This is a genomic window from Treponema sp. UBA7567 (assembly GCF_002476655.1).
Taxonomy (GTDB): domain Bacteria; phylum Spirochaetota; class Spirochaetia; order Treponematales; family Treponemataceae; genus Treponema_D.
In genome coordinates this window covers 1-12,670 of record NZ_DLLH01000021.1, presented here as the reverse complement: position 1 = coordinate 12,670, position 12,670 = coordinate 1, and the positions used below count along the sequence as shown (strand labels likewise).

Here is a 12,670-nt window from a genome sequence, read left to right as displayed (position 1 = left end):
TTTTTCGGTCGGAAAATGCGAGGGCTTGTTCACTACGATTATGTATTCGTCCTCAAAAAGAACATTTTTTTCTGTAAGCTCAAATTTTATGTCGTCGGGCTGTTTTTCGTAAAAAAGTTTTTCTTTATCGACAGAAACAAAGACAGAAGATTTTGCAAAAACCGTAAAAGAAGGCGCAAAAACCTGCTTTTGATTTACGCTTACCGCTCCTGCAACGATAAGACGGCGGATTTTAGAATTGGAAATTTCTGTTTTTAAGAGCAATGGAAGATTTTGACGTAAAAGCTCATCGAGGCGGATTTTTTTTTCGGAAAGAATTTTGAAAGTTTTCATTTTTATATATTTTTCGGGCAAGGGATGGAAGCCGCGCCAAAGGCGTTGAAACGGCAGTTTTCAACTGGCGTTTTAATGAAGCGGACAGCGCAACGGCGTACAGCCCGGTTTTTGTGGCAGAGCCACAAAAATGACCCCAAATTTTTTGTATAATTTTGTATAATTATGAAAAAAAAGCGGCAAAAAATCAATCGACGTGTTTTTTTGAGTTTTTTGCGAGAATCATTCCAGCCAAAAACGCTGTAAACGGAGCTGTTGCGGCAAGACCAAAGCTTCCTGCGACAGTGTTTATTATTTCGGCGGCGACCTGATTGTTGTTCAAAATATTGTAAAGCGGCGTTCCCTGCGCCATAAAAGTCATTAAAAGCGCAAGGCAAGTTCCGGAATATGCAAGAAGAAGAGTTGTCGTCATGGTTCCCATTGCGGCCCGCGCAACTGCAAGACCGGATTTTATTGCTTCAAGACGGCTGATTGACGGACATTTTTTTACAACTTCGTTGACGGCAGATGTTATATCGACCGCAAGATCCATAACTGAACCGCTCGCTCCAATGCAAATGCTGCTCATAAAGATTTTTGTAAGATTTAAATACTGAAAACCTGAATATAAAAGGCTTTCTGAATGAGCCATGACCGCGCCGTGAAGTTTTAGAGTTTTTGTGCAGATAACCGAAAGAACTGCGCAAAAAACAATTCCTAGCATAGCTCCGCCGGCGGCAGAAAAAAGTCGGCGGTCAAATCCGTAGACAAGCGCGATTATAACGACCGTTAAAAATGCGGTTCCCAAAAGCCCCGTAAGCATTGGGTCAAAACCTTTAAGATAAAGCGGAACAATGATTTTCCAAAGAGCAAGGACTGTAAGAATAAAAGAAAGGACTGAGCGGACTCCTGTTGCTCCTGCAAAAACTATAAGGAAGACAGAAAACGCAAGAGCAAGGATAAGTTCGCCACGAAGACGGAAATGATCGATAAGATTGACCGAAATTATCTGCTCACTTCCCTTTTCTGGATTTTTTAAGTCGGAAAATTCCCACTGAACGAGAGCCTGGGCCGTGTCTCCCGGCCGGAAGATTTTGTCTTGGGAAAGAGAGCCGTTGAGCATATTCCAGCCTTCTGCAATTCTTCCCTTAAACCTTCCGGACAAGAAACGGACAGTGCACACCTGCTGTCCAGTGCGAATAAGTCCAGTATCAATAAAACGGCTGTTGTCAACTTCAATTATTTTTGCACGGCATTTTACGGCATCCTTAAACTGCAAGGCTCCTTCAAACCCTGTAGGAATAAAAAGCATAGCCGCAATGCACGCAAGCGAAACAATAACCGAAACTGCCGAACGTGATAATCTGGACATTTTTTTAATTTTCCTTTTTATTTAATTTTGATCTACCGATATGTTTTCTAATCCTGAACTACTTTTGTCAAAGCAGCCATTTTTTTGTAAATGTCGGTGTTATCGTAATATCCGCCAAATTCGTTCTGGCCTGCGCCGAGCGCGAAAACTGGAACTGGAAGACCTGTATGCGAATAAGAGGTGAATCCGATTCCGCTCTTGTTGTTCAAAATGTGTGTGATTGTTACAGAAAGCGGCTCGTAAGTTCCGTAAAGCTCGTATTCGCGCTGGTCGCGTTTTTTGTCGCCAGACATTGTTTTTGCGTATGCGTCCTTAAGTCTTGAATACTCGTAATCTGTAAGCACGAGCCCGCCGTTTTTGCTGCTTCCTTCCGAACCTGGAACTTTAAGTCCAAACAATTCAGTCACGTCTTTCATTACATCGTCAAAAGAAGTGTTGTTTTTCTTGTAATTTGAGATAAAGTCAGAATCGTATTTTGCATATGAAATTTTCTGGTTTTTGAGAGTATTGAAAAACAAGTTGTAGTCTGTTCCGGCAAATCCGATTGTAAGTCCGCCAGTTTCGTGGTCGGCAGTTACAATAATGAGAGTTTCTTTCGGGTGCTTGTTGTAAAAGTCGATGGCTTCTTTTACGGCGTCAGAAAGAGCTACAGTGTCGGCAATTGTTGAACGCGCATCGTTTGCGTGGCAAGCCCAGTCGATCTTTCCGCCTTCAATTTCCATAAAAAAGCCTTTTTTGTTGTCGAGAACTTCAATTCCCTTCTTAACATAATCGCGGAGAGTCCATTCGCCTTTTTGAGCGTCCTGAGCGTAGTTCATCGCGTCTGAATCTGCAAGATTTTCTGCAATTACAAGAGCCTTGTCTCCGTTTTTGAGAGCTGAAGCATCTTTTTGTGTAAAGCAGACTTTATAGCCGGCTTTCTGTGCAAGAGAGTAAATTGATTCCTTGTCGTTTTTTTTGTCCTGAGGCTCCATCAAGGCTCCGCCTGCAAAATAGTCGAAATTTGAAGCGACAAGCTCAAGCCCAATCGGATAGTTTGACTTTCTGCTCGCCTGATGAGCGTAAGAAGCCGCAGGGGTTGCGTGGTTTAAGTTTACACTTGTAATTACACCGATTTTCCAGTTTTTCTGGTCGCGAAGCTGTTCTGCAATCGTGCGGAATTTCTGCTTTTTAGTGATGTCAACATTGATAGAGCTAGAATGTGTTTTTTTTCCGGTAAGGATCGATGTTGCGGTCGAAGCTGAATCTGGCGCAAAAGATGTCGCANNAGTCTGAGCGCTTCCTGCAACCGGGAAATTCATAAAGCTCAAATTTTCGCCATAAGGTGAATCTTTTGGATTTTCTGATTTTTTTACAACATCAACAATTCCTGCAGCGTCTTTTCCAAGGTAATATGCGGAACTCTGAATCTGAGGATAGCTCATTCCGTCGCCAATGAACAAAAAGACGTATTTAGGAGTTCCCTTTCCAGTAGGATTTCCCTGAATCTGCTGAGCGTCTACTTTTGAAGTAAAAGCCATTGCAGCAAACATTGCCGCTCCTACTGCAAGTTTCATCATTCCACGAAAACTTTCCTGTGAAATTTCTTTTCTTTTCATCATTTTAATTTGTACCTCCAAATGGTTTAACGAAAAGATAAAATCCAAATGTTATAAAATGATGAAAAAAATATGAGATAAATGTAAAAAATCGGCTCAGTTTTTAGCGGCTAATTCCGTTTTTCCTTTTCCATGCAGGAAAATCAACCGAAATCAGTCTTTCCATAGAAGAAGTTGTATATCCGTAGCCGTTGCGTCTTTCGACAGAAAGAGAATTAAAATCTTCGACATACTTGCATCCGCGGTCGCACCAAACAGGTCTTAAGACAGAAGGATAATTTCCTGAGACAGGCTTTCTTGCCCCAGCCACAACGTCAAAAGAAGAATCCAGCGCATAAAACCTCGCCCACAAGTCTGGAGCAGACGGCTCATCAACCAGAACCTGCTCATAATCGTAATAACGTCCGTTCAAAACTTCAGCCTTGCGTGTTTTTCTTACAAGTTTTTTGCCATGAATGCGAATTTCCGGTCTGTCAAAAAATTCGCAGGCAGAAATAATCGCATTTTGAATTTCAAGCGAAGGATTTTCAATTTTCATCAAAAAATTAACCACGTTTTTAGATTCCGTCGAACAGATTGAAGGCGGTTCAAATTCCCTCGCCCAGACAGGAGCGTAATTTTCGTAACTGTGCTGCTGGCACCATGCCGTAAGGATTTTAGAGCCGTCTTCCAAAGCAACCGTAATCTGAGTTTTTAAGATACATTCAATTCCGCGAAGATACGCATTTTGAGCGCGGGCGCAAGTTTCTTCATCAACAAAAGCATAAAGTTCCCGATTCTGAACAACCTCGTTCAAAAAAGCAAGAACATCCGCCATTACATCATCGTTAAAAGTTATAGCAAAAACGTCCGCTCCGGTAAAACCTCCAGTCTTCGGTTCCTGCGCATTTAAAATCCACAAAATTCCGCGTTCTGCGCATTCTGCATAGCGTTTTTCAGGAATCTGCTTGTAAACATTTGCAAGATAACGAATTTGAGAAAAAATATTGCGGTTGTCCATCGTGCTTCCGTGAGATTCTGTTTTTAGATTGTAAGTTACAGGCTTGAGCCTGCTGTTTTTTTCGTGAAGAGCTTTTAGTTCTTCCAAAGTAAAAATCCGCTGATAATCAAGATTTTTTGCCCAGCCGCCGTCAGGATTCTGCAAAAAGACCATATTTTCGGCAATTCCGGCAATCTGAGCTTCGTCATAAAGCTTGTAAGGAGGAACAGAATTTTTGTAAACATAGCGGGCGTGGTTAAAACCGTCAGAAAATTCTTTCAACGAAACAGGCAAATACATTTTTTGAGCAAAATCCTCAAATTCCTTCTGCCCGACACGAGAATTCTCATTCTCAATTTTTTCGACATAAGAAGTCTGACAGCCAAAAACAAAAAAAACAGAAAAAAAAGCCAGAAAAGAAAGATTAATTTTCATAATAAAAAAATTATAGCACGGAAAACCAAAATTATAAAAATTCAGGAGCACAATTTACTCTCAATCCGGCTTTCCGCACTTGCGCTTCCGCTCCATTGCCGTTCCGGCAACTTCGGTGCTCCAATCCGGGCTATAAAGCCCGGTCGTGCGCTTTGGCGCACACGTAAATAAAACGGGTTTTGCGTCAGCAAAAGCCGCAGCATGCGCCAGCATGCAAGCATCCGGGCTAAATTTTGCCAAAAACTAATCGCCAAAACAGATTCCAAGCGCTTTTGCTTCTTTTATTTCTTCAGATTTTACATCGACAGTCTTTAACTTTCCGGCAACTTCAGAAAGAGGCTCTGCAACAATCTTTGAATTTTTTATGGCGGCCAAAACTCCAAATTTTTTTTCAAGAATAAAACCTGCGGCCGCAGCGCCGAGCCTTGAAGATAAAATTCTGTCATAGGCATTTGGGCTTCCGCCTCTTTGAGTATGCCCCGGAATTGTAACCCGGACGTCTTTTCCGCTCATAAGCCGGATCTGGGCAGAAAGATCAAACGAAACTGGAGTTTTTTCACGTTTTTCCTTAAGCTGTTTTTTTGAAAGCTTTGAATCGCTGACAGAAACAGCTCCTTCCGCCGCCACAATAATCGTAAAATGCCTGCCGTTTTTTTCGCGCTCTTCTATTTTTGAAATTATTTTTTCAATACTGTATGGAATTTCAGGAAGAAGAATAATGTCTGCTCCGCCTGCCATTCCAGCGTTCAAGGCAAGATGTCCGGTTTTGTGTCCCATAACTTCGACAATAAAAACCCTGCTATGGCTTGCCGCGGTCGTGTGAATGCAGTCAATTGCGCCGACAGCAACGTCAATCGCGCTCATAAAGCCAAAAGTCATATCAGTTCCGAAAATATCGTTGTCAATCGTTTTTGGAAGCGCAACAATGTTCAATCCTCGCGAGCTTAAAAGCGAAGCTGTTTTTATCGAGCCGTTTCCGCCAAGGACTACAAGACAGTCAAGTTTTTTTTGACGGTAAAAATCTTCCATCGCCTTAACCTTGTCCACTCCGTCCTCCGCAATATCGGCAATATGCTTAAAAGGCTCTCTCGAAGTTCCAAGAATCGTTCCGCCCTGCGTCAAAATTCCAGAAAAATCATCTCCCGTCATTTCATGAAAACGGCCGTAAATCATTCCTTTATAGCCGTCTTCGATTCCCAAAATTTTTACGTCCGGACACTTATAAAAAAGAGTTTTTGCAACTCCGCGCATTGCGGCATTAAGAGCCTGGCAGTCTCCGCCGCTCGTTAAAATTCCAACATTCATTTTACACTCCCATAAAAAGTCAAGATTAAAACTTCAGTTTTAGAATTGACTTTTTAAGTTGTTTCGCAACGAAGCGAGAAACAACCGATGATAAGAAAGTTTGCAACNNGCCATTTTCGGCTGTTTTTATTTTACACTCCTTGCAACCTTGTATGCCTGGTCAAAAAAGAATTCCTGCGAATTAAGAAGTTTCACAGATTTTTTCTTTCCGCCGATTTCTGTGTTTCGCTTTTCGTAAATTCCATGAGAATCAAGAACCCGGCCCTTTTCCGTATCATTCATTTCGATTTCAAAAATTTTCTTTATTCTCGTCCGCAAATTTTTGCTCAGAACCGGCACTCCAACTTCAACCCTGCGCACCATGTTTCTTGTCATAAAATCCGCCGAACCAATAAAAACTTTTTCGTCCTCGCCTTTTCCAAACCAGTAGATTCTCGAATGTTCCAAATATCGTCCTACAATGCTCACTATACGAATATTTTCTGTCCAGCCAGCAATTCCAGGAATAAGACAGCAAATTCCTCTAACGCACATGTCGATTTTTACACCGGCCCGCGACGCCTCGATCAAGGCATCGATTATAGGCTTATCTGTAAGCGAATTTATTTTTATTCCGATATAGGCTTCTTTTCCTTCTGCTTTTTTTTGAATTTCCTCATGAATAAATTCAAGAATCTTGCTCTGAAAGCATTTTGGCGCAACAAGCAGACAGGAAGCGCTTTCAACAACTTCGCCAAGAAGAAAATTCTTAAAAACTTTCGCCGCATCGCTTCCGATTGCAGAATTTGCCGTCAAAAGCGAAAAATCGGTGTAAAGCTCTGCCGTTTTTTCGTTGTAGTTTCCTGTTCCAATCTGAGTAATATAGGAAATTCCGTTTCCTGTGTTTCTTGTAATAAGGCACAGCTTTGAGTGAACTTTATATTCACCAAGACCGTAAATAACCCGGCAGCCAGAATCCTCAAGAACACGCGAAATCTCAATATTGTTCGCTTCGTCAAACCTTGCGCGGAGCTCGACAAGAACGACAACTTCCTTTCCGTTTTCTGCCGCTTCAACCAGAGCTTCGACAATTTTGCTCTTGTCTGCCAGGCGGTAAAGCGTAATCTTTATGGAAACAACGCTTTCGTCGCCGGCTGCTTCGTGCAAAAGTCCCAAAAACGGCTTCATATTTTCAAATGGATAGAATAAAAGAACGTCTTTTTTTTCTATTTGAGGAATTATTCTCTTGCGCATATCAATGTCGCGGGAAGGACGAGGCAGGCGCCGGCGGTAGAAAAGCTCATTTTTGCCGTGAAGATATTCCCGAAGCTGAAAAACGAATTTCATATCAAGAGGAGTTCCAGAATCAATTATCGCGTCTTCCGAAATCTTTACGAATTTTGCAAGCTCGCTTCTAGCCTGCGGATTTATTTTCCGGCTAAGCTCAAGGCGGACAGGACTCATTCTTTTGCGCTGCTTAATCAAATCTTCCATAAAATTTCTGTAATCAAGATCTTCGTCAATCGCGTCATGCTCGTCAATATCGGCGTTTCTCGTGATTCTTACAACGGCTTTTTCGCGAATTGAATAGCGTGTAAAAAGTTTTGTGACGAAATGAAGAATCAGCTCCTCACAAAGCATAAAAGTTCCTGGACGAGAAGGAATTTCTATCAGTCTTTTAAAAATAGTATTTGTGCAGGGAACAATTCCCATCCTGTTTTTGCCGTTTTTATTGGAAAGCAAGACAACCGCATTCAGTTCCTTATTTGCAAGAAACGGGAAAGGCTGCTGTTTTCCGACAATCATTGGGCTTAAAAAAGGAGAAATGCAAGTGTCAAAATACTGCTCAAGGATTTTTCCCTCTTCGTCAGAAAGTTTATTAAAATTTATCAGGCGAATTCCTTGAACTTCAAGCTCACCCATAAGCTGCTCATAGATTTTTGCCTTTTTTATTTCAAGTTCCTTTACGCGAAGGAGAATTGCGGCAATCTGATCTGAAGCCGTCATTTTTGTTTTGTTGTCGCAGGCATTAAAGGCGTTTTCTTCCTGAACACGGAGAGAACCAACCCGAACCATAAAAAATTCGTCAAGATTGCTCTGAAAAATCGAAACAAATGAAAGCCTTTCGGCAATCGGAACAGAAGGATTTCCGGCTTCGTCCAGAACCCGCTCGTTAAAAGAAAGCCACGAAAGCTCACGGTTTACATAACATTCAGAAGGAATATCTTCCGGACAAAAATCTCTTTTAGAAACAGAAACATTATTTTCGGCCATATCACCCTCAAAAAAACTCAGCTGTTTGTATAAATCAGCTGTTTGTATAAAACCGAGTCTAAAAAAGGCTGATTAAATTTTTATATAAATAGCGTTAATTTTTGGTTAATTTTATCGAAAAGATTTTATGGCAAGAATTTTACAAAAAAATAAAAAAAATGATGTTTTTCAAAAAAAACTTAGCCCGGATCGTCGCGGAAAGACCGGACTGAGCACGCGAAGGAGGACTTGCAGCAAGAGCCGGCTAGACTGCGGATTGCGCTCCAAAACAAAAAAAACGTCCCGAAAACAAAATTCCAGGACGTTTCTTGTTAAAAACTATTACTCTGTCGGGCGTTTTTTAAGGCTTTTGCTTTCCGCAATTGCCCGGCCTTCGCCAACACTCTGCTCCATCATCGCGCGCACTTTAAGAGGCAAGCCGAACAAGGTAATAAAGCCCTGTGCGTCCTTATGGTCGTAAAGTTCGCCTGTTGTAAATGAAGCGATATTTTCGTTGTAAAGGCTGTATTTTGAGTCTGAGCCTGCGGCGCGAACCATTCCTTTTACGAGCTTTACTTTTGTCCAGCCTGTTACGGTCTGCTGAGTTGAGTCAACAAACGCCATCAAAGCGTCATACAGCGGTGTAAATACTTTTCCGTCATAAATAAGCTCTGCAAGGCGGAGAGCAACCTGCTGCTTGTAATGGTAAGTATCGCGGTCAAGGCAGATATGATCCATCATTCTGTGAGCAAAGTAGAGAACTGTTCCGGCTGGAGTCTCGTAGACTCCGCGGCTCTTCATTCCAACGCAGCGGTTTTCGCAGATGTCGGCAATTCCGACTCCGTTTCTTCCGGCAATTTTGTTGAGCTCGAGCATAAGCTCAAGACCGTTCATTTTTTTGCCGTTCAAGCTTACAGGAATTCCTTTTTCCCATTCGATTGTAACGTATTCTCCGTCGCCCGCCTCTTCCGGAACAACTGTATTTTTGAGCATATGCTTGTAGTTTGGCTCGTTTGAAGTTTTTTCAAGCTCAAGGCCTTCGTGGCTGATGTGCCAGATGTTCTCGTCGCGGGAATATGACTGGTCTTTTTTCATTGGAACTTCAAGTCCGCGGTCTTCCAAAAATTTGATTTCTGCTTCGCGGCTGTCCATATTCCATTTCGGGTCGCGCCAGGCGGCAATAACCTTCAAGTCAGGAGCAAAAGCCTTGATTGCAAGCTCAAAGCGGACCTGGTCATTTCCTTTTCCTGTCGCACCGTGGCAAATTGCCACAGCGCCTTCCTGCCTTGCATACTCAACAAGAATTTTTCCAATTAAAGGACGGGCAGTTGAAGTTCCCAAAAGATATTCATCCTCGTAAACAGCATTTGCCTTGAGAGCCGGCCAGATATATTCTTCAATATATTCCTGACGTGCATCTACAACGTAGCAGGCAGAAGCGCCAGTTTTGAGGGCACGAGCCTTAATGTGCTCCCAGTCATCGCACTGGCCAACATCAATACACACAGCGATAACATCGTAGTCATAATTTTCTTTAAGCCAAGGAATGATAACCGTTGTATCCAATCCACCAGAATAAGCAAGAACAACCTTATCTTTTGCCATTTTATTTCTCCCGTCCGTACAAAAAAATGCACGGTAAACTGTATATTTATACAAAATACTCTAGTGTTTTATGCAACTTTATGCAATAGAGACGAAATATTCAGACATATAAAGGCAAAAGTTTTTCGAGAATTTTTTCAATTATTTTAAAACTTTCAGGAGTCAGGCTCAAATAATTGTCATATTCGGTATGAAAAAGCCGCCATGTCAAAGGCATTTTTTCGCGGTATTTAAATGCAAAATCCGCATTTTCGCTAAGCTTTGCGTTCATAACCGTTTTTTCAAGATTTTTGTCTTTCATAAGTTCAAGACAATACAAAGAAGCCTCTTCTTTCGGAAGCATAGTAATCGCCACGGCAGGAATTCCACAGGCTAAAAAACCGGCATTGTCGCTGTAAGGAACCGGCAAAGTCATCCATTTTTGAGGACTTGCTTCCCTCAAAATGTTTTGAGTCCTCTCAAAAAGCGAAGCAAAGCGTTTTACAAAAGGCCTGTTTTTTTTTAAGTTCATTAAAACATCAAGTCCAGCCCTTGCAAGAACAGGAACTGTTCCCCGGCCGACTGAATCAAAGACAAAAACATCATCATTTTCAATTCCGAGTTTTTTAAAAAGCTCTGCCAGCGCAAAAGAGCCCTGCCCGCTCACGCCGCCCTCTCCAAGTTCTTCTCCATCTGTAAAAAACATGCGGATGTTCAAAACTTTGCCTTTTAAAGCCAATCCGTTCACTTTTACGGCAAAATCCGCCAGAGCAAAATTTGCAGAACTGTTGTCATTTGCTCCAGGACTTCCAGAAACAATGTCGTAATGAGAAATAAGAGTTTTTATTTTAAATTGCGGATTATATGAACTTGAAGGGAAATTTACGTAAATGTGCTTTTTTCCTGCCAGATAAATTACAGAAGTCTGCACGCCACGGTCAGACAGGTATTTTCTCAAAAAGGAAAGCCTGTCTGTTTCCGGGGCAAGGTAAGCTTCGTAATCTTCCGGCAAAAAATTCATCTTTAGCTGTTAATCGAAGAACGAGGAACAGGATTTGGACTTGTCGTCGCATTGTCCAGTTTTGAAAATTCCTCAAGCAGTTCCTTCTGTTTTGAGGAAAGCCGTGAAGAAACCTGAACCAAAATTTTTATGTAGAGATCTCCTTTTCGGCTTGTATTTAAAACAGGAACGCCTTCGTTTTTTATGCGCAGGAGTTTTCCGTTCTGAGTTCCAGCCGGCAGTTTAAATTCAATCTTTTTTCCGTCCAAAGTCGTAATAAAAATTGTTTCGCCAAGAGCCGCCTGAACCATTGTAACAGGAACAGCGCAGTAAAGATCTTGACCGCTCCGCTCAAAATAAGTGTGCGGCTCAACATGAAGCACAACAATCAAGTCTCCGGCAGGTCCGCCGTTTTTTCCGGCATCGCCTTCTCCGTGGATTGCAATTCTTTTTCCGTCATCAACTCCGGCAGGAATTGTAAGGGTTACACGTTTTGATTTTTCCTGAACTCCGCTTCCATGGCAAGAACTGCAAGGCTTGTCGATTACAGTTCCAGCGCCATGACAAGTAGGACAAGTCTGCTGAACAGCAAAAAAACCAGCCTGTCTTCTTATCTGACCGCTTCCACCGCAGGCTGTGCAGGTTTTTCTGCTTCCGCCTGCGGCTGCCCCGGAACCGTGGCAGTCAGGACAAGCTTCGTTGTGGGCGAATTTTATCTCGGCCTTAGTTCCGTAAACAGCATCTTTGAAAGAAATGTCCAGATCGTAGCGCAGGCTCTGTCCCTGCTCTGGAGCATTTGGATTTCTAGCTCTTGAAGAAGAGCGTCCGCCTCCAAAAATTCCTTCAAAAATATCGCTAAAGCCGCCGCCCATTCCGCCGAACAGGTCAGAAAAATCGTGGAATGCATGGCTACTGGAAAATCCGCCAGCACCGCCAAATCCCGAGCTTCCGTCTAATCCTGCAAAGCCGTACTGATCATAAATCGGACGTTTCTTGTCATCAGAAAGAACTTCGTAGGCTTCGGTTGCTTCCTTGAATTTTTCCTCTGCCTCTTTATTTCCAGGGTTTCTGTCTGGATGATATTTTATAGCAAGTTTTCTATATGCTTTTTTAATTTCATCAGCAGAAGCACCTTTTTGTACGCCTAATACTTCGTAATAATCACGTTTTGCAGCCATTTTTCTAAACCTTTTAAAAAGAACAAATCAGCCCTGTCAAAACGGCACCGGCTGATTCATTTTTGAGCTGTCTACTTAATATTGTTTTAACAGCCTTATTTTGCAAGAAGGCTTCAAAAACTAAAAGTCTTCAAAGCCTCCATTCATTTTATTTTTTATTTGTCGTCGTGAACTTCGTAAGCCACATCGTCAGCAGTTCCCTTATCAAAACCGCTATTGTTTGCACCAGCATCTCCACTAGCATTTGCACCCGCGCCGCTTCCTGGATTAGCGCCGGCAGAACCCTGAGTACCGCCCGCACCCTGCTGCTTGTAAACTTCCTCAGCAATTTTGTAAGAAGCCTGCTTCAAAGCCTCGGTCTTTGACTTGATTTCTTCGGTATTTCCGCCTTCAACAGCTTTTTTAAGCTCAGCAACAGCGTCTTCAACTTTCTGCTTTTCAGCGCCGTCTACCTTGTCGCCCAAATCTTTGAGTGTCTTTTCAGTAGCGTAAACCAAGCTGTCAGCCTCGTTTTTAACGTCAACTGCCTCGCGCTGCTTTTTATCTTCATCTGCATGAGCCTCTGCATCTTTTACCATGCGGTCGATTTCTTCCTTGCTCAATCCTGAAGAAGAAGTGATCTGAATATGCTGCTCCTTGCCTGTTCCCATATCCTTTGCAGAAACGTGAACAATG

9 protein-coding genes and 1 pseudogene are annotated in these 12,670 nt (G+C 42.3%); all 10 read right to left on the bottom strand.

Annotated elements, in window-relative coordinates; genetic code table 11:
- Positions 1-333 (bottom strand): annotated as a pseudogene (locus B3Y13_RS02145) (hypothetical protein); the annotation flags it as partial.
- A 187-nt stretch (positions 334-520) separates the two neighbouring features.
- On the bottom strand, positions 521-1,684 hold the full coding sequence (locus tag B3Y13_RS02140; protein WP_296667798.1) for a YibE/F family protein: 1,164 nt from the start codon (positions 1,682-1,684) through the stop codon (positions 521-523).
- 47 nt (positions 1,685-1,731) lie between these two features.
- A complete protein-coding gene (locus tag B3Y13_RS02135; RefSeq protein ID WP_422664321.1) occupies positions 1,732-3,204 on the bottom strand; it encodes an alkaline phosphatase in 1,473 nt (490 codons plus the stop codon).
- 181 nt (positions 3,205-3,385) lie between these two features.
- Entirely contained in the window at positions 3,386-4,696 is a 1,311-nt protein-coding gene (gene pelA / locus B3Y13_RS02130) for a pectate lyase (protein WP_296667802.1), read from the bottom strand.
- Positions 4,697-4,939: 243 nt separating this feature from the next.
- Positions 4,940-6,001 carry a 6-phosphofructokinase gene (locus B3Y13_RS02125; protein WP_296022668.1) on the bottom strand — a complete coding sequence of 354 codons (1,062 nt, stop codon included), beginning with the start codon at positions 5,999-6,001 and terminating at the stop codon, positions 4,940-4,942.
- Positions 6,002-6,127: 126 nt separating this feature from the next.
- Positions 6,128-8,254 carry a polyphosphate kinase 1 gene (ppk1, locus tag B3Y13_RS02120; protein WP_296667803.1) on the bottom strand — a complete coding sequence of 709 codons (2,127 nt, stop codon included), beginning with the start codon at positions 8,252-8,254 and terminating at the stop codon, positions 6,128-6,130.
- Positions 8,255-8,575: 321 nt separating this feature from the next.
- On the bottom strand, positions 8,576-9,838 hold the full coding sequence (locus tag B3Y13_RS02115) for an argininosuccinate synthase (RefSeq protein WP_296667805.1): 1,263 nt from the start codon (positions 9,836-9,838) through the stop codon (positions 8,576-8,578).
- A 100-nt stretch (positions 9,839-9,938) separates the two neighbouring features.
- Positions 9,939-10,838 (bottom strand): M28 family peptidase, encoded by a 900-nt coding sequence (locus B3Y13_RS02110; RefSeq protein WP_296022665.1) that lies wholly within the window; start codon positions 10,836-10,838, stop codon positions 9,939-9,941.
- Positions 10,839-10,840: 2 nt separating this feature from the next.
- Entirely contained in the window at positions 10,841-11,995 is a 1,155-nt protein-coding gene (gene dnaJ / locus B3Y13_RS02105; protein WP_296667807.1) for a molecular chaperone DnaJ, read from the bottom strand.
- A 155-nt stretch (positions 11,996-12,150) separates the two neighbouring features.
- On the bottom strand, positions 12,151-12,670 hold a 520-nt coding region (locus B3Y13_RS02100; RefSeq protein WP_296692424.1), incomplete at its 5' end, for an Hsp70 family protein.